The organism is Aridibaculum aurantiacum, assembly GCF_017355875.1.
Taxonomy (GTDB): domain Bacteria; phylum Bacteroidota; class Bacteroidia; order Chitinophagales; family Chitinophagaceae; genus Segetibacter; species Segetibacter aurantiacus.
In genome coordinates, this window is the sequence record NZ_JAFEWC010000001.1 from 2,031,926 (window position 1) to 2,056,099 (window position 24,174).

19 protein-coding genes, 1 tRNA gene and 1 pseudogene are annotated in these 24,174 nt (G+C 41.5%); 7 read left to right on the plus strand and 14 right to left on the minus strand.

Annotation, left to right across the window (positions count from 1 at the left end; translation table 11 throughout):
- Positions 1–18: 18 nt before the first annotated feature.
- The 3 genes from J4N22_RS08450 to J4N22_RS08460 are packed head-to-tail and all read right to left on the minus strand — an operon-like array spanning position 19 to position 2,753.
- Positions 19–957, minus strand: a complete 939-nt coding sequence (locus tag J4N22_RS08450) for a glycosyltransferase family 2 protein (protein ID WP_207493489.1) — start codon at positions 955–957, stop codon at positions 19–21.
- Positions 958–966: 9 nt separating this feature from the next.
- Positions 967–1,479 (minus strand): DUF4199 domain-containing protein, encoded by a 513-nt coding sequence (locus J4N22_RS08455; RefSeq protein WP_207493490.1) that lies wholly within the window; start codon positions 1,477–1,479, stop codon positions 967–969.
- Positions 1,464–2,753 (minus strand): dihydroorotase, encoded by a 1,290-nt coding sequence (locus J4N22_RS08460; RefSeq protein ID WP_207493491.1) that lies wholly within the window; start codon positions 2,751–2,753, stop codon positions 1,464–1,466. Before J4N22_RS08460 ends, J4N22_RS08455 begins: the two co-directional genes overlap by 16 nt.
- Positions 2,754–2,840: 87 nt before the next feature.
- On the opposite strand from J4N22_RS08460, the gene J4N22_RS08465 reads away from it, so the two are divergent.
- Positions 2,841–2,914: transfer RNA gene (locus J4N22_RS08465), tRNA-Pro, on the plus strand.
- Between the two features lie 161 nt (positions 2,915–3,075).
- Here J4N22_RS08465 and J4N22_RS08470 read toward each other — a convergent pair.
- The gene (locus tag J4N22_RS08470; protein ID WP_207493492.1) at positions 3,076–3,219 is read right to left on the minus strand and encodes a hypothetical protein; all 144 of its coding nucleotides are present in this window, start codon (positions 3,217–3,219) and stop codon (positions 3,076–3,078) included.
- Positions 3,220–3,262: 43 nt separating this feature from the next.
- Here J4N22_RS08470 and J4N22_RS08475 point away from each other — a divergent pair, with 43 nt between their 5' ends.
- The 5 genes from J4N22_RS08475 (at position 3,263) to J4N22_RS08495 (ending at position 10,214) form a co-directional block, all read left to right on the plus strand.
- A complete protein-coding gene (locus J4N22_RS08475; protein WP_207493493.1) occupies positions 3,263–4,117 on the plus strand; it encodes a DUF6089 family protein in 855 nt (284 codons plus the stop codon).
- Between the two features lie 614 nt (positions 4,118–4,731).
- The gene (locus J4N22_RS08480; RefSeq protein WP_207493494.1) at positions 4,732–5,622 is read left to right on the plus strand and encodes a TraB/GumN family protein; all 891 of its coding nucleotides are present in this window, start codon (positions 4,732–4,734) and stop codon (positions 5,620–5,622) included.
- Positions 5,623–5,748: 126 nt separating this feature from the next.
- On the plus strand, positions 5,749–7,452 hold the full coding sequence (locus J4N22_RS08485; protein ID WP_207493495.1) for a peptidase domain-containing ABC transporter: 1,704 nt from the start codon (positions 5,749–5,751) through the stop codon (positions 7,450–7,452).
- A gap of 15 nt (positions 7,453–7,467) precedes the next feature.
- Positions 7,468–8,811 (plus strand): HlyD family secretion protein, encoded by a 1,344-nt coding sequence (locus J4N22_RS08490; RefSeq protein ID WP_207493496.1) that lies wholly within the window; start codon positions 7,468–7,470, stop codon positions 8,809–8,811.
- An 8-nt stretch (positions 8,812–8,819) separates the two neighbouring features.
- Positions 8,820–10,214 (plus strand): TolC family protein, encoded by a 1,395-nt coding sequence (locus J4N22_RS08495; RefSeq protein ID WP_207493497.1) that lies wholly within the window; start codon positions 8,820–8,822, stop codon positions 10,212–10,214.
- Between the two features lie 156 nt (positions 10,215–10,370).
- Here J4N22_RS08495 and mqnE read toward each other — a convergent pair whose 3' ends face one another.
- The 5 genes from mqnE to lpdA all read right to left on the minus strand — a co-directional run bounded on the left by mqnE (position 10,371) and on the right by lpdA (position 18,698).
- Positions 10,371–11,543 (minus strand): aminofutalosine synthase MqnE, encoded by a 1,173-nt coding sequence (gene mqnE, locus J4N22_RS08500; RefSeq protein ID WP_207493498.1) that lies wholly within the window; start codon positions 11,541–11,543, stop codon positions 10,371–10,373.
- Between the two features lie 103 nt (positions 11,544–11,646).
- Complete coding sequence (locus tag J4N22_RS08505; RefSeq protein WP_207493499.1) at positions 11,647–14,826, minus strand: T9SS-dependent choice-of-anchor J family protein; 3,180 nt, start codon at positions 14,824–14,826, stop codon at positions 11,647–11,649.
- Between the two features lie 190 nt (positions 14,827–15,016).
- Positions 15,017–16,339 carry a NupC/NupG family nucleoside CNT transporter gene (locus tag J4N22_RS08510; protein ID WP_207493500.1) on the minus strand — a complete coding sequence of 441 codons (1,323 nt, stop codon included), beginning with the start codon at positions 16,337–16,339 and terminating at the stop codon, positions 15,017–15,019.
- A gap of 254 nt (positions 16,340–16,593) precedes the next feature.
- The gene (locus J4N22_RS08515; protein WP_207493501.1) at positions 16,594–17,151 is read right to left on the minus strand and encodes a hypothetical protein; all 558 of its coding nucleotides are present in this window, start codon (positions 17,149–17,151) and stop codon (positions 16,594–16,596) included.
- Between the two features lie 140 nt (positions 17,152–17,291).
- Positions 17,292–18,698 carry a dihydrolipoyl dehydrogenase gene (lpdA, locus tag J4N22_RS08520; RefSeq protein WP_207493502.1) on the minus strand — a complete coding sequence of 469 codons (1,407 nt, stop codon included), beginning with the start codon at positions 18,696–18,698 and terminating at the stop codon, positions 17,292–17,294.
- A 105-nt stretch (positions 18,699–18,803) separates the two neighbouring features.
- Here lpdA and J4N22_RS08525 point away from each other — a divergent pair, with 105 nt between their 5' ends.
- Positions 18,804–19,940 (plus strand): DUF3078 domain-containing protein, encoded by a 1,137-nt coding sequence (locus J4N22_RS08525; RefSeq protein WP_207493503.1) that lies wholly within the window; start codon positions 18,804–18,806, stop codon positions 19,938–19,940.
- A gap of 75 nt (positions 19,941–20,015) precedes the next feature.
- Here the strand turns inward: J4N22_RS08525 and J4N22_RS08530 are convergent, their stop codons facing one another.
- The 5 genes and pseudogenes from J4N22_RS08530 to J4N22_RS08545 all read right to left on the minus strand — a co-directional run bounded on the left by J4N22_RS08530 (position 20,016) and on the right by J4N22_RS08545 (position 24,173).
- On the minus strand, positions 20,016–20,615 hold the full coding sequence (locus tag J4N22_RS08530; protein ID WP_207493504.1) for an outer membrane beta-barrel protein: 600 nt from the start codon (positions 20,613–20,615) through the stop codon (positions 20,016–20,018).
- A gap of 26 nt (positions 20,616–20,641) precedes the next feature.
- On the minus strand, positions 20,642–21,190 hold the full coding sequence (locus J4N22_RS08535) for a hypothetical protein (protein WP_207493505.1): 549 nt from the start codon (positions 21,188–21,190) through the stop codon (positions 20,642–20,644).
- Positions 21,187–23,082, minus strand: coding sequence for a TonB-dependent receptor (locus tag J4N22_RS08540; RefSeq protein ID WP_425339414.1), 1,896 nt, complete (start codon positions 23,080–23,082; stop codon positions 21,187–21,189). Before J4N22_RS08540 ends, J4N22_RS08535 begins: the two co-directional genes overlap by 4 nt.
- Before the next feature lie 69 nt (positions 23,083–23,151).
- Positions 23,152–23,427 (minus strand): annotated as a pseudogene (locus J4N22_RS20245) (carboxypeptidase-like regulatory domain-containing protein); the annotation flags it as partial.
- A 218-nt stretch (positions 23,428–23,645) separates the two neighbouring features.
- Positions 23,646–24,173 carry a methylglyoxal synthase gene (locus tag J4N22_RS08545; RefSeq protein ID WP_242692098.1) on the minus strand — a complete coding sequence of 176 codons (528 nt, stop codon included), beginning with the start codon at positions 24,171–24,173 and terminating at the stop codon, positions 23,646–23,648.
- Between the last annotated feature and the right edge of the window lies 1 nt (position 24,174).

Sequence of the window (24,174 nt, forward strand, 5' to 3'; positions counted from 1 at the left end):
TAAGCAGATTAATTACTGTTATATGCCCAGCTTTTTTTCAACCAGGTAATTATTTCTCTCTGGTGAATTTCTTCCAACAAGTTCGGCTACAAAGCCAGCAAGAAACAATTGCATACCTATGATCATTGTTGTCATAGCTATATAAAATGAAGGGCGGTTTGTAAGTGAGAAGTCAGTGGAAACAATCTTCGCTATCACCAGGTAGATGATCATCAATGTACCAATGAGGAAGGATAATGTACCATACAATCCAAAGAAGTGCATGGGGCGTTTTCCAAACTTGCTTACAAAAGTGATAGTAGCAAGATCCAGGAAGCCATTGATGAAACGTTCCCAGCCAAACTTGGTTGTACCATATTTTCGAGCCCTGTGCTCCACTACTTTTTCACCTATTTTTCTAAAGCCAGCCCATTTGGCTATTACAGGTATATAGCGATGCATTTCACCATATACTTCAATACTCTTGATAACTTTTTTCTTGTATGCTTTCAGGCCGCAATTAAAATCGTGTAGCTGAATGCCACTGGTACGGCGGGTAACACCATTGAAGAACTTGGTGGGGATGGTCTTTGTAAGCGGATCATACCTTTTCTTTTTCCAGCCGCTCACCAGGTCATAGCCATCTTCCACTATCATACGGCGCAGTTCAGGTATCTCATCAGGTGAATCCTGCATGTCAGCATCCATGGTAATAACTACATCGCCTTGGGCAGCCTTAAAACCTTCATTCAATGCTGCAGACTTGCCATAGTTACGTTGAAATTTTATTCCCCTGATGTGACTGTTAGTGATAACCAGGCGCTCAATAACATCCCAACTATCATCGGTGCTGCCGTCATCTATCAGGATGATCTCGTAAGTGAGATTGTTGGCTGTAACAACCCTTTCTACCCAAGCACACAGCTCGGGCAGCGACTCGTCTTCATTGAATAATGGAACAACTATTGAAACATCCATCCTGTAAAATTAGCCGTTTTGAAAAGGTGACTGTGGGTTCTTTTTGGCAACTCCTGCACCAATTAAAGATGAGATCAATCCAACTACCACGAAAAAGAACACGATACCTGCAATTGCAAAAGGAAAAAAGAATTTCCTGGTCATCTCTACAGTTTGTTCTATCTGCTCATCACTCATCTCTCTTTTTTCTAATTCCCTTACTGTTTCGTCCAGTGCAATATCAACGATCTCAGGAAATAAAACTTTTACAGCAATAGCGGTATAAACAACCATAAGCACAGTTACTACAGCTGTAATCTTGAAGCCATGAGCAAATATGTTCCCAAACGTTACATTGTTATTCATTTGGTTTGCGTAATTGATACAGCCCCAGATAATGCCCGCAATAATTATCAGGTATTGTATAGAACCTAAAGCTCTATTCATGCTTTCGCCTAACAGATGTAGAACAAGGCTTAGCACAATTAGCACAAGTGCAATGATCAATCCTTTTGCAACGGGGGTAGTTACTTTTGGTTCCATGCTTGGTGGTTTATATTTAAAGACTTTTTCTCTTTGTTGATAACACCCAGTACCGCGCCTCTCAAAGAAAGGTTGATAAAAGGGTTGTTATTGCTTCTGCTTTTATTTGTTTCCGTTGTTAAAGTCGTTTCTCCGCTACGGGTAAAAATGGTGAGATCAGCATCATTGTTCACATCAATAGCATTCTGCTGAAGTGAGAACAGTTGCCTTGCTTTGGTGCTTAATATTTCTATTAATCGATCTACAGGTAACGCAGGGAAAGTATGGTTGATAACATTAAAGGTTGATTGCAGCGCATTTATTCCCGGCTGTGCATATTCAAACTCACACACCTTATGATCCCAATCTTGTGGCAGGTGATGACTGCTAATGCAATCAATGGTGCCATTTAGAACTCCTTCGCGAAGTGCCACCATATCCTGCCTTGTACGCAGTGGAGGATCAACCTTTAAGTTCGTGTCATAGGTTACCAGGTCTTCATCGCAAAAGAAGAGATGATAAGGAGTAACACTACAACTTATTTTAACGCCAGCAGCTTTTGCACCGGCTATCAAGGCTAATCCTTTAGCTGTAGAAACACCTGTAATATGCAGTTTGCTGCCTGTATATTTTGTTAGTTCAATATCACGGGTGATGATGAGTTCTTCTGCAATGGCGGGTAAGCCCGGTAATCCTAAGCGTGTGCTCGTGATCCCTTCATTCATTAAGCCATGCTTGCCAATGGAGCGGTCTATCGGAAGTTGAATGAGCGTACCATCAAAAGCACGTACATATTGCAGTGCTTTAAGAAATAGACCGGGCGTTTGAACAGGGTTAGTACCATCAGTAAATGCGATAGCCCCGCTTTTGCGCATGTCATACATTTCTGCCAACTCTTTACCTTCTGCATTCTTGGTAATAGAACCTAGCGGAAACACATTTACTATAGCATGCTTTGCTTTTTGTGCTATGTATTCTACTAAAGATTTATTGCCTACCACAGGGTTGGTATTAGGCAATACAAATACATTGGTATAGCCACCGGCAGTGGCAGCTTCTATTCCTGTTTCAATGGTTTCTTTATACTCATTTCCAGGGTCATTGAAATGTGCAAATACATCGACCCAACCTGGTGAAACGAGTACGTCTTTTTCTTCAATAACTTCGGCATCACCAGCATCAATAGAGTCTTCAATAGATGTGATCTTACCATTTATTATCAATATATCTTTCGTTGATCCGTTGTGGGGAGAAAGCTTATCGCAGATAGTAACTTGCTTCAGTAAAAGCTTCATGCAGTCGGTGGAAAATTTGGTGCAATATAGTTGCTTTTTATAAAAAGGCCTTTACATTTGCCACCCTGTTAAAAACAGCTATAGCCTCGGGATGTGGCGCAGTCCGGTAGCGTACTTGTATGGGGTGCAAGGGGTCGCTGGTTCGAATCCAGTCATCCCGACCTGGTGAAACCATTTGCATGTTGCAGATGGTTTTTTTATTGTTTTAAGTGAATAATAATGGGGTTGAAGTGATGCAAATTTTTCTATTAGTAGATATCAGCATAGCTATAATTAATGTTTGAAATACATGCATAGAAAACATTGAATCATCCTATCAACATTATTTAAAAGAGCCTACAGCAGCACTTCCTATATATAACAGATAGCATTGCTCTTCTATATCTATATTATGTTCTAAAGCATCTACATCAACTTCGGCAAGTTCTTTGCTAACAATATGCAAAAATGCAGCTGGTGCTTTCACCAATACAGCGATGGCTGCTAGTTCTTAACCTTTACTATTGTATATGAAGTACATCTTATCATGTCTGTTTTTAATAACTACCTGCACTACATTTTCGCAGCCATTACGCTTTCATTTTTCAGGAGGATTCGCTAATTACAATGGCGACCTGCAACCAAAAAAGTTTACACTAAACCAGGCTAAGGGTGTAGTAGCTGCCGGGGCCACTTTCAATCTTTCAGAAAAATTTGCTTTGCGCAGTGATTACAGCTTTGCTAAGGTTGGCGCTGATGATAAACTGAGTAGTAACAACCAGGCACGCAACCTGAATTTTACTTCATTGATACAGGAGCTGAGCCTGATGGGTGAATATGACATTTTTAGTACCTATGAAAGAAAACTTACTCCTTATGTTTTTGCCGGGATAGGAGTGTTCAGGTTTAGTCCTTATACCAAAGACGAGAACGGAAACAAAGTATACCTCCAGCATCTTAGAACTGAAGGACAGGAGACCAGCCAGTATCCTGACAGGAAAATATATAATAAGGTTCAGATGAATATTCCTTTTGGTGCAGGTGCCAAGTATGCAATATCTGATGATGTTCACCTTGCCTTCGAATTAAGCTTTAGAAAATTATTCACTGACTACCTCGATGATGTAAGTACCAGTTATGCAGATGAGAATGTACTTACAAATGAAGTAGGACCGAAATCAGCTCAATTTGCTTTTAGAGGTGACGAGTTAACACATAATCCAAGAACATATCCTGCTGGCGGAACAGCACGTGGAAATCCAGCGTATAAAGACAGTTACTATTTTGGACAGGTACGACTAAGCTTTAGAATGAACTGGTTTGACAACAACAGTGGTTATGGCGGTCGCGGAAAGAACAGGCTTGGTTGTCCAACGAGATTTTAAAATAGATAATTCAACAACTTGTTTTAAGGCTGTCTCAAAAGAGATAGCCTTTACTTTTTGAACTAATCTATAAATAGTATAGTAAGCTATAGTTTCATCATTGGTTGATTTGAGTAGATTAAGATAGCAGTAAGTAAACTACGATGCATGCGCTAAACTATTTTGAGATATACTAAGAAAGCTTTCCAATTCAAGTACTTAAAAAAAATCCTTAGACAAATGGAAAAAAACTTTGACTGTTCTTTCCATATTGTTACAAAGATTTATGTGTGCGGGGTAAAAATTCTACTATTCCTCAAGCAGTAGAAATCCTTCCACAACAGCCGCTGCAGGAAGATATATGCAATTAGAAGCTGTTTTAGCCACAAGAGCAACTAAGTATGCAGGATAAGCATAATTCGTAGCCTTAGAGGATGTTTTTGAAGCTAAAGAAGACGAAATTCAGTAGGAGAAGTGTATCAGAAAGATGGACCTGGTATAAAAAGAGAAGAGGCTCAAAGAATTGAGCCTCCTTTTCAACCCTAAACCCTTAAAAAACATTTTAAATAACGATAAAACCGTGCCAGTTTTTTAAAACTGTAAGAATTATTTTTACCGGAACACAAACATCATATATGAACATTGTAACTGTACTACTGTCGCTGCTGGGAGTTATGTACTTATTGTCCTGCAAACAGAAACCTTCTATTAGTACAGCAGTTGGTGATAGTTTGTTATGGGAGGTTAGCGGTAACGGCCTGAAACAACCTTCTTATTTTTTAGGAACCATGCACATGATGTGTGCTGAAGATGCACGTTTGAGTGAGAGCACCAAGTCCATCATTGAATATGTAAAGCATGTATACCTGGAAGTAGACCTTGACAATGCAGGCGAACTTTTATCAGCAGCACTGGAGCTAACTAATAAGAGCCAGGATGAGCTGACTACTGTTCTTTCAGCCAGCGAATACGATAGGGTACGGACGTTCTTCGAATTTCATCAGCCGCAAATGCCATTTGCGGTACTAGAGAAACAGCATCCACTAATGCTTGCATCAAGCCTGTACGAACTTTTCCTCACTTGCGAAAAGAAGAATGGGGTGGAGTTAGTATTGGTAGAGGAGGCATCACGGCAGAATAAAGAGATCAAAGGTTTGGAAACAATGGCTTTCCAGGCATCCATCTTCCATGCAATACCTTATGAAGAACAAGCTAAAGAACTGGTGAAAGCCATTGACAGCATTCCACAGCAAAAGAAGTTGATGGATGAAATGGTCAGCATATACAAGCAACAGGATATTAATAAACTGTATGAGCTAACCACCCGTGAAGAAGCAGGTACTGCTGCATATACCGATGTATTGCTTCACGACCGCAATAAGAACTGGGTTAAACAATTTGATACTATTGCTTCCAAACATTCAACACTCTTTGCTGTTGGGGCAGGTCACTTAGGCGGGCCTATGGGAGTGGTAGAATTATTAAGGAAAAAAGGGTATTCGCTCAGGCCGCTTAAGAACAATTAATGTGCAGGTGGTTTCACCTAAACTTAACACCAATTCTCCTAAATCCGACTATTTTCGCTGCAACATTCTTTGATTATTAAATAGTTAGGTACACCATTGGCATGGTGTTCATTGCATTGTATAAATATGGCAGAAGAAAAAAAGAACCCCATATTGAGGATTCCTGTGGGTAGACTACTGGATGTGCTCAGGCTTAAAAAGAAAGAGATTACTGCTATTTACTTTTTTGCGCTTATTTATGGTTTGCTACAGCTCACGCTTCCATTGGGTATACAGGCAATTGTAAATTTTATACAAGCATATACTTTCAGTACCAGTTTATGGTTACTCATAGTTTTGGTGATAATAGGTGTAGCTATCAGTGGCGGTTTGCAGGTTACACAGATGAAGATCATTGAACGTGTAAACCAAAAGATCTTCACGCGTTTTGCTTTAGAATATACGCATCACATTCCACGGCTGGATATACAAAGTGTAGATAAATACTACTTGCCCGAATTGGTGAACCGTTTCTTTGATACGGTAAGCTTGCAGAAAGGACTAACCAAACTATTTCTCGATCTGCCGGTTGCTTCTATCCAGATCATCTTCGGATTAGTTCTGCTTTCTTTTTATAGTCCCATATTTATTGTGTTCGGCCTGCTGCTATTAGGCGTACTTGTATTGCTTATGATATTAACCAGTGCAAGAGGCTTACGCACCAGCCTTGAGGAAAGTGAGTATAAATATGGTGTAGCCTCATGGCTTGAGGAAATGGCGAGAACTCTAAAAACCTTCAAATTCAGCAAAGGCACCCCATTTCATCTTAAGAAAAGTGACAGGCTGGTAAGCAGTTACCTGGATGCGCGTACAGAACATTTCAAAGTTCTGTTGATACAATATTGGGCACTGATAGTCTTTAAAGTGTTCATTACAGCATCTATGCTTTTGGTGGGTGCGTTCCTGGCCATCAATAACTATATCAACTTAGGACAGTTTGTAGCAGCTGAAATTGTGATCATCATGATCATGAATTCGGTGGAGAAATTCATTTTCAGCCTCGACAATGTTTACGATACACTTACAAGTATTACTAAACTTTCTAAGCTGTTAGACAGCCCGGAAGAGAAATCAGGAACATTGATATTTGCCCGTAAAGAATTTGGTCCTGAGGTGAAAGTTTCTGAGCTATCGTTCTCTTTCGAGCAAAAGCTTGAGGTACTTCATAAAATTTCTTTTGTAGTGCCAAGTGGTGCCACTGTATGTATACGTGGAGAAGAAGGCGCAGGTAAAAGCATCCTGTTGCGCTTACTTACCGGTAGCTACAGCCATTTCAAAGGATCGATTTCGCTAGATAATATTCCCATCAACAACTACGACCTGAAAAGCCTCCGTCGCAATACAGGTATCATTCTACAGGAGCAGGAAATATTTGATGGCACCCTGCTTGAGAATATTACAATGGACAATCCTGACCTTTCTTTTTCCCAGATAAATGAACTGGCTACAGCCTTTGGTTTTCAACATACATTTTTAGAATTACCAGATGGTTATGAAACCAAGCTCGATCCTACAGGAAAAAGATTGAGTAAATCTTTTATCCAAAAAGTGTTGCTTCTACGCTCATTGATCCACGACCCGCAGCTGTTGCTAATGGAAGAACCATGGACAGCACTCAGTGAGATAGGGCAGCAGCAGGTAAAAGATTATCTATTAACACGAACAAAATCAACAGTGATTGTGGCAACAAACGATATAGGATTTGCCCAGAGATGCAAATATGTAATTGAACTGAAAAATGGCCAGGTATTGAAAGCAGGTAACCCTGCAGTTGTATTAGGTATTTCGTAAACTGATCTGACAGCAATGCAAATATTAGAAGCTAAAATACGGGAAGAACATAATTTAAGTATAGAGAGTACAAGCCATATTTACAACAGCCATTATCGCAAGCAAATGAAGTTTTGGAGTTGGTTCATTGCGATAGTTACAGTTGCTATTCTATTTCTTCCCTGGACACAGAACATCAAAGCAACCGGTTCTGTAACTACATTGTTCCAGGAGCAGCGTCCGCAAGAATTGCCTGCTATCATTCCAGGAAGAATTGTAAAGTGGTATGTAAAAGAAGGCGATTATGTGAAACGTGGCGATACCATTATTCAGCTTGCCGATGTAAAAGATGAATACCTTGATCCAAACCTTGTACAGCGTACCGAAGAGCAGCTGGCCGCAAAACGGCAAACGATAGATTTTTACAACGAAAAAGTACAAGCAACCAGTAGCCAGATTGGTGCAATGGAGGCGCAGCAGCAATTAAAGATATCTTCTTTAAGAAATAAAATAGAGCAGTTGAGGCGTAAGGTACAGAGTGACTCGGCTGAGTGGGCTGCTGCCAAAATTGATGCAGAGATAGCCACTGTTCAATACCAGCGTGCGCGCCAAATGTTGGATGAAGGCATTATTTCGCTGGTAGATTTTGAAAGAAGGACAGGTACTTACCAAAAAGCGCTTGCAGCTCAAACTGAAAAGTTTAATAAATACCAGAATACACGGCAAGAGCTGGTAATAGCCCAGATTGATATTGGAAGTGTACAGCAGGAAACTGCTGATAAAGTTTTTAAAGCACGTGGCGACCAGGCAGGTGCACAAAGTGAGATAGCGACTACTCTGGGTGAAGTAGCTAAACTGGAGAACCAGGTTCAGAATTACAGGATACGCGGTTCTCAACGTTGGCTGATTGCGCCGCAGGACGGACAGGTAGTAGGAGCGATGAAAGCTGGTATAAATGAGATTGTGAAAGAAGGAGAGGTGATTGTGCAGGTAGTACCAAGCAATTTTGATTTCGCAGTAGAGCTTTTTGTAAAGCCTATGGATCTTGTGTTGGTTGATACCGGCCAGTTGGTGAGATTCACTTTTGATGGTTTCCCGGCTATTGTTTTTTCCGGCTGGCCCAGCGCTAGCTATGGTATCTTTTCGGGACGAATAGTAGCTGTAGAAACCAATGTGAATGTAAATGGCATGTACCGCGTGCTGGTGATAGAAGATAAATCTGACCGGCCATGGCCAAAGGAACTAAGACTAGGAACCGGGGCGGTAGGTTTTGCCCTTTTGAAAGATGTTCCGATATGGTATGAGTTGTGGCGAAATATTAATGGTTTCCCTCCTGAATATTATAAACCATCCGCTACCAAAAAGGAAGAGAAAAAATGATTTGCAGAATGTATCGTTGGTGTTTGGTAATGCTTGTGAGCCTGGCTGCAGTACATCCTGTGAAAGCACAGGAGGTGCTTACGCTGGATAATGTTTTGGATATAGTACGCCGGTATCACCCGGTGGCGCGGCAGGCAAATCTTTCGGTTGATAGTGCCGAAGCATTCAGAATGGCTGTACGTGGTGCTTTTGATCCTGCTGTTTATGTAAGGAATGAGCAAAAGACTTTTGATGGTAAAAGCTATTACTACTATACAAACCCTGAAATAAAAATACCTACATGGTATGGCCTTGAATTGAAGGCAGGTTTAGAAAACAATGGTGGCGAAAGATTAGATCCAGAAGTAACGCCCGGTAGAAGTAGTTATGCCGGTCTCTCTATGCCGTTGATGAAAAACCTGTTGTTTGACAGGCGCAGGGCTTCATTATCTCAAGCGCGTTTACTGATCCAGCAAACTGAAGCTGACAGGTTGAATGCTTATAATGATCTTTTGTTCAATGCTGCTGAAACCTATTGGGACTGGGTGCGCGAATACCAGGTGTTTCGTGTTCTTACACAGGCTATTACTATCAATCGCCAGCGGTTGAACCTGGTGCGCCAATCTTTCCTGGGTGGCGAAAGAGCAGCTATAGATACTTTAGAGGCACTGGCACAATTGCAAAGTTTTGAATTCTTGCAAAGCGATGCGCTGTTACGTTTCCGAAATGCTGCCTTTGAATTATCCAACTATTTATGGCTGGAGAATGAACAACCTTACGAGCTTCCTGCCAATGTTATTCCTGACACTACATGGTCTGTAGTTCGTTTAGAAACCTATCCTTTGCCGGTGCTTGAGCAATCGCTGGCTACAGCTTTGGCTACACATCCAAAGTTGCGGTCGCTAGGTTTTAAAGTGGATGCCCTGGAAGTAGAACGGCGGTTAAAATTCCAAAGCCTGCTTCCCACTTTTGATGTGCATTATAACTTTTTGAACAAGGGCTACCAGCCTGTGAAAGGCATTGGCTCAAATATGTTTGAGAACAATTACAAATATGGGTTTGTTTTTGGGCTGCCTTTGTTGCAGCGTCAGGCAAGAGGAGAGTATCGTATAGCAGGAATTAAGATTGAGCAGACATCTTTGCAAGTGTCGCAGGTAAGGCTGGAAATAGAAAACAAGGTAAAGTCTTATTACAACCAAATATTGCAGATGCGTCAGCAGGTGAGGATCTTTGAAGAAAACCTGCAGTTGTACATGCGCCTACTACGTGCTGAGGAAGTTCGTTTTTCTATCGGTGAAAGCAGCTTGTTTTTGATCAATGCCAGGGAAAATAAGGTGCTGGAAACCCAACAGAAGCTACAGGAACTACGGGCTAAGTTCTTCAAGTCGTTGGTTGCTTTGCAGTGGGCAATGGGGCAGTTGTAAGTGGTCAGTTGTGAGTGGTGAGTTGTGAATTGTAAATTTTGTATGGTTATGTATTGTCAACTATGCATTTAAAAAATCTACAATTAATTACATGTAAAAGAAAGAGGTTCCTTTGGGGAACCTCTTTTAGCTTATCCGTTATTTGTTTAAGTCTCATTAATTCAAAGCAGGATCTACTTCTTCCAATGGTTCTACCGCATAGTTCCTGATCTCGTTGTATAAAGTACCTCGTTCTACCGGCTCACGCTTTACCTGCTTTATAAGTGCTACAAGTTCAGAGGTGCTCATAACAGGTGTTTGCTCCTCGCTTCCAGCCATAGAATAGATCTTGGTAGTATCGTCAATGGTTCCATCTATATCATTTACACCAAACGATAGTGTAAGCTGTGCGTTCTGCCTACCCAGCATAGGCCAATAAGCCTTGATGTGTGGGAAGTTGTCCATGTACAAACGTGAGATAGCATACATACGCATGTCTTCTACTACACTGCTTTCAGGTACATGGCTCATTTCATTGTCATGGTTCCTGAACTTAAGCGGTATGAAAGTATTGAAACCTCCAGTTTCATCCTGTAATTGCCTAAGCCGCTCCATATGATCTACACGATGCCAGAATTCTTCAATATGACCGTATAGCAGCGTCGCATTGCTTTGCATGCCTAATTTGTGCGCAGTGCGGTGAATGTGCAACCAACCTTCAGCATCTACTTTATCATCACATATTTGCTTACGTATCTCCGGATGAAAAATTTCAGCACCTCCACCTGGTAGGGATTGCAGACCAGCATCCTTCAAAAACTGTAAACCTTCTTCAGCGGTCATTTTTGCCTTGCGGAACATATACTCCAGCTCTACCGGTGTAAAACCTTTTATATGCAGATCTGGGCGGTGAGCCTTGATGCCTTTTAGAACTTTAGCAAAGAACTGCAGGTCCATCTTAGGATGTACACCACCAACTATATGCACTTCAGTTACAGGCTGACCATCATACTTCTTTACAATGTTTACCATTTCCTCAACAGAAAGTTCCCAGCCATCTTCGCGGTGCGCATAAAGCTTGGAGTAAGAGCAAAACTTGCAGGAGAAAACGCAGATGTTAGTAGGCTCTATATGAAAATTACGGTTGAAATAGGTCTTGTTGCCATGAAGCTTTTCACGAACAAAATTCGCAAGTGTACCAACAAAAGAAAGAGGAGCTTTTTCAAAAAGTAAAACACCATCTTCAAAACTTATCCTTTGCCCGTTCAGTATCTTTTTCCCTACCTGTTGAAGATCCAGATCAGTGGTTCTTTCTACCAGTTCTTCTACAGGACTTATAGCAATATTCATTACTAATTATTTTGCCGCAAAAATAAACCAGAAACTTGAGCTGCCTTAAAATAAAAGTGCTCCCCGGAGAGGGAGCACCTTAATTTATGATTAAGTTAAACGTCTAGTTCACCTTCACGATTTTTTGCGAAATCGTGCGGTTGGTATAGATCAACTTGATGGTATAAACACCTGCAGGTAAATGAGACATGTTTACATTGATATAGCTGTCTGCAGTACCATTGGCAAATGAACGAGCTACTACCTGCTGACCTACAGAATTGTAAACACCATAGCCTGTTAAGCTGGTTGGCGCCAGGTAATGCTGGATGGTGAAATCATTCCTAAAAGGACTTGGCGTAATCATGAAGCCTTCAGTTTTGATACGCTGCGACAGCGTCTTTGGCGTGAAGTTCACATTGTCTATATAGATGTTGTTTTCGAAGTTGTTCGTATTCCTGAAAGCAAATCTTACTGTGTTGTTACTTCCTAAAAGCGTTGTCACATTTATAGAATCTCTCCTCCAATGACTATTTGCTCTTGGAACGAAACTTTCGTTGGTAGGGAAGTTAGGATCGCCCACTGTCTGTAGTTCATGACCCCACTTCTTATAAATGCTTCTGAAGGTTGCTCCGCAATCGGTAGATACCAATACTTCCAAAGTATCCAGCGGAGTGGCAGTACTTCCAGGGAAAGTTTTAGTAGCTGCTGCAACATCAAATTTCAGGAACACTGAATCTGCACCTGTATAGGCCATCACAGGAGTAAGAAGGTTGTCTATTTTTCCTCTTGTTGTGTACCTGAAGTTATTCATGAAGGCGGAAGCAGTACTGTTTCGGCCTGCTGTTGTAGTCCTGGTCCATGTTGTATCATCTACAGGCTGTTGTGTTATCCTCCAGTTAGCTGGAGGGAAAGTGGTGCCTTCGAAACCTTCTACCATTGGCGCGTTGGTGATTGTTTCTACTACAAATGTGTAGTTGGTCGTATCATTCATCGGAAGCTGGTCAGGCAGGTTGTTAGGGTTAGATGTCCATGCCTTGATAGCATAAGTACCAGGAGTGAAGTTGGCCAGGTTAAGATTTACACGAACGGTAGAGTCTTTACCTAGACTTCCTGTCCAGTTAACCACTGTAGTTGTTCCACCATTTACCTGGTAGTTTACATTAAATGAAGTAATAGTTGTAACACCATTATTTCTCACCATTACTGCAGGAGTGATGTTGTTGCCGCTACATAAGATAGCTGCCGGCGCTACAAAATTTGTAGGTTGAATATCCCTTGTGAGAGAAACCTTTCCAGTAATATTAATATCATCAAGGAAAATGTTGTTACCAAAATTGCTGGCTGCTCTCCAGGCAAACATCAGGTTCTGATTGTTCAAGATATTCTGAGCATTTGCAGAAGGCAGTGATACGGTAATTGTTTTCCAATCTCCACCACCCGGATTAATCAATTCTGTTGTGCCACTTTGAGGATTGGTAGTAGCCAATTGTGAGCTCCATTGCTCCCAAAGTTTAATAAATGTTGCTCCACAATCTGGCGATACCCATAGCTGTAATGTATCCTGCACATTGTTGTACTGTCTATGCGCTACAGCAAATGAAACAAATACAGAGTCATATCCTTGTACTGAAACCAATGGAGATCTTAAATCTATTTTATTACCTGTACCTATATTCCAGAAGTTTGCTCTTGCAGATCCTGCAGGGCCGCTGGCTGTAGCTGTGCTTCTGTCCCATGGTGCAGCTGTAGTAGTGCCGGCAACACGTACCCTTGTCCAACCATTAGGAGGGAAGGTAGCGCTGCTAAAGTTTTCTACCAATGGTAAACTAACACCTACGCCCACACTTAAGTTGATGGTCAAAGTATCGTTTCCTTGCTGTTGATCAGCTGATCCATTAGGTTGACTTGTCCAGAATTTTAGTACCTGGTTTCCTGCTGGGATTGCTATAGATGGGAAGGCAACTACTGCACTATTTCCAAAAGGAATATTGACTGTTACCGTTTGCTCTGGCTGTGCTATACCATTCAGGCTAAATCCAACTCTTACAGAGGTAAGGGTAGTGGTGCCCCTGTTTTCTATACGTACTCTTGGCGCCACGTTGCCTGGACAGGTAAGCGAAGGATAGTTTATAGATTGGCAGGTAGTAGGATTGAACTCACTTCCACCTGGGTTTACAACAGAAGTAGGAGCGGCATCTAATGCTGGTACGTTGGCTGGTGGTATATGACCATTCGTGGTAAGATAGCCGGCGCGGCAGATCTCAAGCAGGTAGTGCATTCTTTCTACCTGTCCTTTGGTGAACATGGTCATACAAGCATCATCTGTATAATTCATGAAGTTCTGGTACATCCTTCCCGGAGGATTAGGACTACCGGCACATCCTGATGCCTGTGCAGTGGAAGGACATCCATATTGAGGACCATTCTCAGCAGGTGTATCATCCGCAGCTGCCAATAGAGATGATGGAAGCTGGCAATTAGGAGTAGTCAATTGCTGAAAATCGGCACTGCTGCAATTGCCTTGGAAGGTGTGATATAACCCAAAATTGTGGCCTATCTCATGCACTGCAGTTCTTGCCCTGTTGAAAGCAGGATCAGCAAAACAGCTATTAGCAAAAGCACGATAATCAACCACTACACCATCTATACCTACACTACTTCCTGTTGTTTCAGTAGCATTACCCGGCCCAATTGCGGGAGCAATACCAAGAATGTTCAACGCACCTGTTCCACAAACCCAAAGGTTGTAGTAACGCGTTACATCCCATGGATCAAGTCCACCATCTGAAGTATGCTTTACAGGCTGGTAAGTGCTACCAGCTACAGCTATTGCGCCGGTTCTTCTTTGAACGCCATTTGTGATATTGCCATTAGGGTCACGTCTTGCCCGTGTAAAACGAATAAGTGAATGACCACGCACTCCGTAAAAAGGAGCACCATTGGCACTATCCGGGTTCAAGCCGGAAAAGTCAAGATTTAGCCTATTCAGAAAATAATCTATATCTGCATCTGTAATCACGTGTGGGTTTGGTAAAACCACATGCACCACTACAGGAATAGTAACAGGGCCGGTAAGCGTGCTGGTACGGCTAGCCATACCACTTGATTGCTTCGACTCTTCGTATTGACGCTGTCCAGCTTCAATCAAAGCCCTGAACTTTGGATCTATCGATAGACGCTGGTCTATCGCATCCATAGTGGCACACCTGATCACAGGTGTTTTCACCTCTTGTTTTTGTCCAATAACAACCTGGAAGAAAGAAAGAATGAACAGGAAGGTTAGGAGTGTAAATTTTTTCAAGATGGTAATAGTTTATGTTATGGTTCAAATTTAACAAAAGCAAATCCATGAATACTAATCATGAAAATTATTTTTTATCAATGACTTCGGTAGAAATGAACGAGTTGGAGATAATACAAGCTTAGCCAAAGCATAATTCTTTGGCTATAGAATAAAAACAAAAGCTTCAGTACAATTCAATCAGCAAAAACTACATAAGCATTCCGGCAATGCAGGCATTTGTCAAACTTGCAATGGTGCCACCTATTAGCGCTTTCATTCCTAAAGAAGAAAGGTTGGTTCTTTGATTAGGCGCCAATGCTCCAATACCACCGATCTGGATTCCTATTGAAGCAAAGTTTGCGAAGCCACATAAAGCGAAACTTGCCATTACCACTGTTTTAGAACTACTAAATGCATTTGCTGCTTTCAACTTTCCTAAGCTGTCGTAGGCGAAGAATTCATTGAGAATTGTCTTTTCTCCAAGTAGTTGACCGAAGTATGTAATGTCAGCTGACTCTACTCCAATCAACCAGGCGATAGGAGCAAATAAATAACCGAGTATGAACTGTAAGGATAAGCCGGCATAACGGCCACCTGTTGCATCTGCTATTTGTGCATTCAGGCTTTTGAACGACATGCCAAAAAAGTTATTGATGCCACCCATGTATACCAGCAAATAATTTAGCACAGCCATCAATGCAGTAAATGCAATCAGCATAGCAGCTACATTCACGGCCAGCTTCAAACCGTCTATCGTGCCATTTGAAATAGCATCCAATACATTGCTTCCAATTTTTTCTTTAGAAACACCCACCTTGGTTGACTTCACTGCACCTTCCGGATCAGGGTAAATAATTTTGGCTATAACAATAGATGCAGGCGCCGCCATCACAGATGCTGTAAGTAGTTGCAACGCGAAGTATTGCTGTTGCGCTACATCTGTACCACCAAGCATACCTACATAAGTTGCCAATACACTACCGGCAGTTGTGGCCATACCACCGATCATTATACAGAGTATTTCGCTCTTGTTCATGTTGGCCAGGTAGGGCTTTGCCATTAGGGGCGCTTCTGTTTGCCCAAGAAATACATTGGCCGCAGCCGAAATGCTTTCAGGACCGCTAACACCCATGCGGCTTAATATCCAGGCAAAAACAAAAACGATTTTCTGGAGCACGCCCATGTAATATAGAAGTGCAGATAAAGCAGCAAAAAAGATAATATTCGGTAATGCCTGGACCGCAAAGATGAAACCCCAATTTTGTGTAGGATCAAGTAGCTGGCGGCCAAAAATAAAGGCAGCACCTTCTTTACCAAGATTGATGACCTTAACAAATGCATTGGCAAGAAAAGAAAAAGTTCCTCCTACAAAGCCAATATTCTTAATAGAGATAGCAATGATCAACTGAACTAATAAACCTATTCCTACCAACTTCCAGTTTATTCTTCTTCTATTGTTGCTTATTAAAAAACATACAAGTACAAGAAACAGGATACCACCAATGCCACGCAAGATATTTTCTGCATTCATTTTATTAGCTCAGGATTGTAAGCGGGAAAGATAAAGAGATTATAGTATCAGCAATCATTCGCCATTTTGTTTGTTGAAAAGTCGGTTGTGATGTTGATATCAAACATGAGGTAAAATTGCTATTTCACCGGTATTGTAAGAATAGTCTGGTCAAAAGGTATACACAAGAAAACAACTATCAGCTTCCTTAAAAGTGGATGCAAAAAAAGCTGCTCATCAATATGAACAGCCTTATCATTTCATTTGAAATAAAGTTATTTGAATGTAAATCCTAATCCTACTGCTGCGAAGGGGAATATGTCACCGTCTGGATTGATGATGGGAGTCATTCCTACTCTCCAGCTAAAGCCGCCATCTACCGGTTGCTTGCGATACATGAAACTAAAGTGTCCCAACAAAAACCCTTCGTTGTAATCGTTGTAGTTGAGAATGGATGACCTGCGAGAAAGAACTGTTATGCCTGCACCTACCTCGAACATATTAGGCGAGCCGGGTTTGCCAAATAAATAATTGATACCAAGCGGCAAGGTGGCAACCGACCTTGTACGGTAGTTGTAGTTTTGAAAGCCACTAGGAGATGTTGTGATTGTTTCATCATCAACCAAAGTGAAACCCAAACCTGCCCTGTATCCCCAACCAGTTCTTTCGCCGGCGGCGAAGCGACCATCAAGATTGGCTGAAAATAATACTCCCGGGCCACCTACTTCTGTATAAAATTGTTTGTTGCTTGTTTCTAAAGGAGTGGTTTGTTGTGCCGAAGCAGTGGTCTGAATTACCAGCAGTACAATAATGCTGTAGAAAGTATTTTTCATTGTTGTGGTTTTGGTACAGCAAGTATAAAGTTTCAAACGCAACAATTTTCAATAACCTTCTTTGGATCAAAATAAAACTACAATGGTTACCAGAGTTGGTAACCATTGTAGTTTCTAAAACTTTATATTGAAAATGAGCTTTAAATATCTATCGCTTCGCCATAAGCTGCTGCGGTTGCTTCTTTCACAGCTTCACTCATAGTTGGGTGAGGGTGGATAGCATTCAAAATCTCGTGAGCGGTCGTTTCTAACTTACGCGCTACTGATACTTCAGCAATCATTTCAGTAACGTTGTTACCGATCATGTGCGCTCCAAGGAACTCACCATATTTAGCATCGAAGATCACTTTTACAAAACCTTCGGTAGAACCAGATGCACTAGCCTTACCGCTGGCCATGAATGGGAATTTTCCAACTTTGATCTCGTATCCTGCTTCCTTCGCTGCTTTTTCTGTAAAGCCGATGCTTGCAATCTCTGGAGAACAGTAAGTACAACCTGGTACGTTGTTGTAATCAATTCCTTCTGGTTGATGATGGAATTTCTTTTCAAGGAAGCCAATGTATTCAGATACATTAACGCCTTCTTTACCTGCAACGTGAGCCAGTGCTTGTCCCGGAGTACAATCGCCGATAGCATAAAAACCATCAACACTTGTTTTACCATATTTATCAACTATGATCTTACCTTTTTCAGTTTTGATTCCAAGTTGCTCCAGTCCAATATTCTCAATATTTGCAACAACACCTACAGCGCTAAGTACCACATCAGCTTCAAGTGTAACCTCGCCACTCTGTGTTTTTACTTTTGCTTTTACACCATTTCCTGTAGTGTCTAATGACTCAACAGAAGAATTGGTCATGATCTCGATGCCTTTCTTCTTGTATTGCTTTTCCAGTTCTTTCGAAATGTCTTCGTCTTCTACAGGTACAATGCGCGGCATGAATTCAACTATAGTAACCTTAGTGCCCATAGTATTATAGAAGTCAGCAAACTCAACACCTATAGCTCCACTACCTACCACAATCATAGATTTTGGTTGTTGTGGTAGTACCATTGCTTCGCGGTAGCTAATTACTTTTTTACCATCAATAGGCAGGTTAGGTAATTCTCTCCAGCGACCACCGGTTGCTATTACGATATGTTTTCCTTCTACTACTTGTGCTTTTCCATCTGCACCGGTTACTTCTACCTGGCCTTTAGCTTTCAGCTTACCAAAGCCCATTATCACATCAATCTTGTTCTTCTTCATTAAGAATTGAACGCCTTTACTCATTTTATCGGCTACGCCACGGCTGCGTTTGATCACAGCTTCAAAATCGTGCTCAACCCCGGTTGCTTTGATGCCGTAGTTCTGTGCATGCTTCAGGTATTCGTATACCTGTGCACTTTTCAGTAAAGCTTTGGTAGGGATACATCCCCAGTTAAGGCAAACGCCACCCAAGCTTTCTTTTTCGATAATGGCAACTTTAAATCCAAGTTGAGAAGCACGAATTGCAGCAGGATAGCCACCAGGACCACTTCCTAAAACGATAACGTCGTAAGCCATAGTAAATCTTAATTGATGATTAGTTGATTTAAACATCAGGTTAATAGGTCATTAAGCAAACTTGATAAGCAATGTTAGGGCTCAATGAAATCCTGCTAACTTGAAATGAAGTGCGAAAATACTGGTAAACAGCCAAATGGCAAAAGCAACAACAGCTTTCAAAATGGCTGTATTACCATTATTGGCAATGGCCTGTTAGCGCAATCGTTGCCGGTATTTGTAATGTGCAAACTCATTTGCCATGGCTACATCTTATTCACTATTGATGCGGCAGCTACTGTTCCTAGTACATTTGAAAAAATGTGTTGTTTGATGAAGCAGGTGTATCTACTCATCACCTTAGTAGTAATTTTTGTACATGTAAAGGCTCAAGATCCGACGGTAAAAAAAATCCAAAGTGAAGTAACAAGAACGGTAAAGAAGGATGCAACGGATACAACAGAATGGACATGGAAGCGAGGCGGAACAGTAAGTGTGAACATGACTCAAGGCAGCCTTCGCAACTGGGCAGCAGGTGGTGATAATTTTTCGCTGGCCTTAAATAGTTATGTAAACTATTTCCTGTTCTATAAAAAAGGAAAACAATCGTGGGACAATACCGGCGAGTTCAATTTTGGAATGGTGCAAACCACCAGCCTTGGCAGCAGGAAAAACGATGACCGTTTCGATATCTTATCTAAGTATGGTTACAACTTCGATGGTAAGTTTTACCTGACGGGTCTCTTTAATTTTCGTACACAGTTTTTTGATGGCTATACTTACTCTGGTTCCAGAGCCACTTTTTCTTCTACTTTTTTGGCACCTGCGTATACGCTAACCTCGGTTGGTATCGATTATAAAAGAACAAATTTCTCTGCCTTTGTTTCACCACTAACCAGTAGGGTAATTATTGTGGCTAGTAAAAGATTATCTGAAAGAGGCTTATATGGTGTGCCGCCCGGCAGACGCTCTTTTAGTGAAATGGGTGCATTTGCTACTATCAATTATAACCAGCTATTACCTAAGGATATTAACTATAAAGGCAGGCTCGACCTGTTTAGTAACTACCTGAATAAGCCGGGCAATATTGATGTATTTATGACCAACTACTTTGCGTTTAAGATCAATAAGTACCTGTCAGCTACTTACACACTTGACCTGATATATGATGATGATGTGAAACTTTTTGGAGAAGAAAAGAATAGCCCATCTCTACAGCTAAAAAGCGTAATGGGCATTGGCTTTTTGATGCGGATTAAATAAGGTATTGCTGGTTTCAACCAGCTATGAAAAAGAAAAGCCTTCCGAAGAAGGCTTTACAAATGATTTGAAGATTATTTATCTCCCTTTGAACATATAACCTACGCTTAGTCCAAACAGGTTGTTTTTCCATTTGTCGTTATTGCTATTTACCCAGTTGGTAAGATCGCCTAAGAAGTTGGCGCTAAAGAAAAGACCATTGGTTAATTGGTAGCCTGTCATAACATTGGCGCCAATATTCACACGCTTGAATTTTCCTGTCTCACTTCCAAATTCAAAGTCAGTGTTTTCAGTTGGATCATCAGCAACCATTTTGCCGCTAACGTTTATGCCTAAGTTAGGACCGCCACCTATAAAGAAGCCGCTTCTTTTGTACAAGAAGTTTACAGGAATGTCAATAGAAGTAAAACGGATCTTATCAGAGTGACCACCATGTGCAAGCGAAACGCCTTTGCCTTGCACCAGTAGCTGCGGCTGGATAGAGAAACTATTGCTGATACCTATATCTGCTACACCACCTACATGAAATGATGGACGTGTCTTCCTGTCGTGGTTGAAATCTTCATCATTGGTATTAACACTGGTAAGATTGAGACCACCTTTGATACCAAATGTAGTTTGTGCTTGTGCTGTCATAGCAATTGCTGCCGCAAAGGCCAGCGAGAGAATTTTCTTCATGCTGTTAATTTATGTTTTGAGATTGTTTACTGAATTTTTACAGGCATCGTAAGCGCCAGGTCAGTATGTCCAACTGTATGGCTATCGCCTGCAGCTTTAATGAAAGGTTTGTGCATCAGTTTTATCAGCACATTACCTGTACCGGCTACTGTAGTAGTCCAGGTAGTATTGAAGCCGATAGGTAAATTATTTACGTCTAGATCCGTCTTTGCTACAGCTACCGCGGCACCAGTTACCAGGTAAAAAAGTTCATGGTTTCTGCCTTGCTCTCTAATGCTTGCTGTGATGTCTTTGGTGCCTGATGCTGTAATATTCTTCAGGCTAAGCTCCATGGTGTAAGCCTGGTTGGCAGCCAACCTAATGGTATCAATTCTTGTAGGAGGGTTACCACCATCACCATCCGGGTCTTCAGCTATAAAAGTGCCGACAATATTTCCATTTTGCTTCAAGGTGAGGGTAACGGAGTTGATCGCATCATGCTCATTTTCATTACCGGGATTGGTTACATCTTTTTTACAACCAGTCATCGCTGTTGTAAAGAGTAAAACTGCAATTGCTAATTTCTTCATCATCATATCCTGTATTTAAGTCGCAAAACAATATTTCTTCCTGCCTCATCATTGAAGTACCTGAACCGGTTCATATAATCGCGGTAGCGGGTGTTCAGCAGGTTTCTAATGCCGAGGCCAAAGGTAAGTCTTTTTTCTAGAAAATGAAACATTGTTGCAAATTCCATATTCAATAATGTATAAGCTGCTGGTGGTGCCAGATAATCGCCATTATTTTTTGGAACCCTTGTTTGCTCCGTTACATGTACCGCCTGGAGGCTGATGTAATTTTCACTGGGATGAAATTGGCGGTATGAATAAGCTACTTCTCCCTCAAAACGATGAGAAGGAATTTGCTGGAGCCAATCTTTTGCCTGCAGGTCTCTTACCCACAGTAAAGAAGCCTTTGCATTAGCACGAACCAATGGGGTAAAATAGCGGGTGACTGCTATATCTGCACCGGTAAAAAATGCATTGGTTTGCAAATAACGAAAAGTAGGATAGGCGCCTCTGAAAGTAAGAGTAGGAGGAGTAGAAGGAACAAGATTAATAAAGCCGTTTATATAGCGGGCAAAAGGCGTTACATCCACCATCCAACTGGAGTCGATATTTACTTTCAGCTGGCTTGAAAAGATAAACGCTACTTCACTTTTAAGATTTGGATCGCCAATCTCAAAATTAGCAGTGCCATGATGCAGTCCATTTACATAAAGCTCATTTACCTGCGGCGCACGCCATGCCATTGAGCCGCTAAACAATAAATTTTTACCTGTACCTAAACGGTAATCCAAAAGGGTAGAAGCTGAAATATTGCTAAAGTTCCTGTTCTCCTGGAGCACCTGGTTGTTCTGGTTTCTAAAGGTCTCCATAGTTCTGAAGTCGTAACGAAGTCCTGCTTCTGCATTCAGGTTGGGGTTCAGGCTCTTTTTTGCTATAGCATAGCCTGATAAATTCCAGACAACGAAATTGGGAATAAAGAAGCGGCTGCCACTCCAGACGTTTTGCTGGCGCATGGCGGATACTCCATAAGTGGTGGAAACGGTAGCTGTATTCTCAATATTAGCATCCACGGTTGTTGTGCCTATGTTCAGGTCCAGTTCAGGCCTGTCAGTTATTAGTGCACGATCATATTCCTGCCTGAAGTTTTCCTGGTGCGCCAGTACTATGTTCAAGCGCCTTCTATTGGTAAGATTAAATGTGTTGCGCAGCTTCACCAGGTAGTGGCTCACTTCCTGCCTTGGCCTGTCAATATCATATGAAAAAGCATCAATATTTTGAATAGGTCTTTTGCTGTTGATAGCTGTTTCAAGATCTGTCAGGTTTCCAATATGCGCCCCGGTAAAGATGCCTAGTTTGGTATTAAACGAACTGAAGAATAATTCAGATTGGAAACGTGAATTACGCCATCCAACTGTAGCTGAATAATTGTATTCTTCCAGTCCAGTGTTGTGTAGCCAATAATCAGGAGTGCGGGTGTTGCCTCCTCTTTTATATGTACCCTGCAAGCGCCAACTGAGTGCAGTTAGCTTCTTCACATTTTGCTCCACCACACCATTTATTACATATTGCCGGTTGTTACTAAAGTAAACGGTATTGAACTCAGCATTGGTGGCCTGCGCCGTAGGTAATGGCCGTGGTTCAATTAATATTGCGCCACCAATTGCATCCGCGCCATACCGCAGGCTGGATGCGCCTTTTACAACCGTCATTCTATTTGCAATAAAAGGATCTATTTCAGGTGCATGCTCACTTCCCCATTGTTGTCCTTCCTGCCTTACGCCATTATTTAAAATCAAAACCCTGTTGCCATGCAATCCATGAATTACAGGTTTACTAATGGTAGAACCTGTTTGCAACATGGTAACACCATTGATCCTGCTTAGCGCTTCAGCAAGATTTTGGCCGCGGGTTTCTTCCAGTTCGTGCCCATGAAGCGAACTGGTAATGCCGGTGGTGCCAGGTTGAATGGAAGTAGTTACCGTTACTTCGCCCAGCATCCCTTTTGCGTGTGGAAGACCAAAATCTTTATGAACGGACTGGTTTAGCCGTATTACCTGCACCAAGGTATCGCAGTGTACGTGTGTTATCTGTATGGTGTACGCACCGTTGCAAAGTCCTTCAAAGATGAAATCACCATCACGGTTGGTGGTGGTATATTTCTCCAGTTCCAGGATCTTAACGGTGGCGTTTGGAAGTTTCTCTTTTGTATCTATGTCGTCCACATGGCCAGAAAGGCGCAGATTGCAATTTTGCGCTTCAGCCATATTGCAGAAAAAAAGGAAAAGGAAAATGTAGAAGTATCTCAACCCTTGAAAATTTTACCTGTACTCAATGAAGATTGTGCCAATAATGTTTCGTTTATGAAACAATGTTGCAAAACTAATTCATTTCATTGACAGATAACAAGATATTATGAAACAAGCTGCCTCTACACTTGTTGCTCCGTGGCAAGAATGTTCTTTCAAGGAAACAGTTTTTCCTGCTAGATCTTCCTGTTTAAGTAGTTGGAATAATCAGAAAGGATGATCTCATTTTCGTGTTTCATGAGGTGAGATGTGAGAATGAAGTCGGCAGTGGTACGGTTACAGGCAATGATGATATTCCAAGCTACTGCCAATCTCAAAAGTGCTTTTACATCGCTGTCATGTGGTTGTGCTGACATAGGATCCCAAAAGAAAATTACAATGTCTATTTTTCCTTCAGCTATCATGGCGCCTATTTGTTGGTCGCCGCCCAGCGGGCCGCTGTAAAGTTTCAACACCTGGGTATCCAGCTTTTTTTCCAGTAAAGAACCCGTAGTGCCGGTAGCTATCAATGAATGTTTTAAAAGAGCTTGTTTGTTATAAACAGCCCACTCTATCAGTTCAGATTTCTTGTTGTCGTGTGCTATAAGTGCAATTCTTTTTTGAAGTGGCAATGAACGTTTAGCTGTCATATATTTTTCTTTAAAACTAGGTGCTAGTTTTTGTATGTGATGCAGAAGAATAGCCAATGCTATGCCATCTGCCATA

Excerpts from the sequence above, each read along its gene's own strand:
- J4N22_RS08450 (WP_207493489.1), bottom strand. The coding sequence starts at position 957 with ATGGATGTTTCAATAGTTGTTCCATTATTCAATGAAGACGAGTCGCTG.
- J4N22_RS08455 (WP_207493490.1), bottom strand. The coding sequence starts at position 1,479 with ATGGAACCAAAAGTAACTACCCCCGTTGCAAAAGGATTGATCATTGCA.
- J4N22_RS08460 (WP_207493491.1), bottom strand. The coding sequence starts at position 2,753 with ATGAAGCTTTTACTGAAGCAAGTTACTATCTGCGATAAGCTTTCTCCC.
- J4N22_RS08475 (WP_207493493.1), top strand. The coding sequence starts at position 3,263 with ATGAAGTACATCTTATCATGTCTGTTTTTAATAACTACCTGCACTACA.
- J4N22_RS08480 (WP_207493494.1), top strand. The coding sequence starts at position 4,732 with ATGAACATTGTAACTGTACTACTGTCGCTGCTGGGAGTTATGTACTTA.
- J4N22_RS08485 (WP_207493495.1), top strand. The coding sequence starts at position 5,749 with ATGGCAGAAGAAAAAAAGAACCCCATATTGAGGATTCCTGTGGGTAGA.
- J4N22_RS08490 (WP_207493496.1), top strand. The coding sequence starts at position 7,468 with ATGCAAATATTAGAAGCTAAAATACGGGAAGAACATAATTTAAGTATA.
- J4N22_RS08495 (WP_207493497.1), top strand. The coding sequence starts at position 8,820 with ATGTATCGTTGGTGTTTGGTAATGCTTGTGAGCCTGGCTGCAGTACAT.
- mqnE (WP_207493498.1), bottom strand. The coding sequence starts at position 11,543 with ATGAATATTGCTATAAGTCCTGTAGAAGAACTGGTAGAAAGAACCACT.
- J4N22_RS08510 (WP_207493500.1), bottom strand. The coding sequence starts at position 16,339 with ATGAATGCAGAAAATATCTTGCGTGGCATTGGTGGTATCCTGTTTCTT.
- J4N22_RS08515 (WP_207493501.1), bottom strand. The coding sequence starts at position 17,151 with ATGAAAAATACTTTCTACAGCATTATTGTACTGCTGGTAATTCAGACC.
- lpdA (WP_207493502.1), bottom strand. The coding sequence starts at position 18,698 with ATGGCTTACGACGTTATCGTTTTAGGAAGTGGTCCTGGTGGCTATCCT.
- J4N22_RS08525 (WP_207493503.1), top strand. The coding sequence starts at position 18,804 with ATGAAGTGCGAAAATACTGGTAAACAGCCAAATGGCAAAAGCAACAAC.
- J4N22_RS08530 (WP_207493504.1), bottom strand. The coding sequence starts at position 20,615 with ATGAAGAAAATTCTCTCGCTGGCCTTTGCGGCAGCAATTGCTATGACA.
- J4N22_RS08535 (WP_207493505.1), bottom strand. The coding sequence starts at position 21,190 with ATGATGATGAAGAAATTAGCAATTGCAGTTTTACTCTTTACAACAGCG.
- J4N22_RS08545 (WP_242692098.1), bottom strand. The coding sequence starts at position 24,173 with ATGGCAGATGGCATAGCATTGGCTATTCTTCTGCATCACATACAAAAA.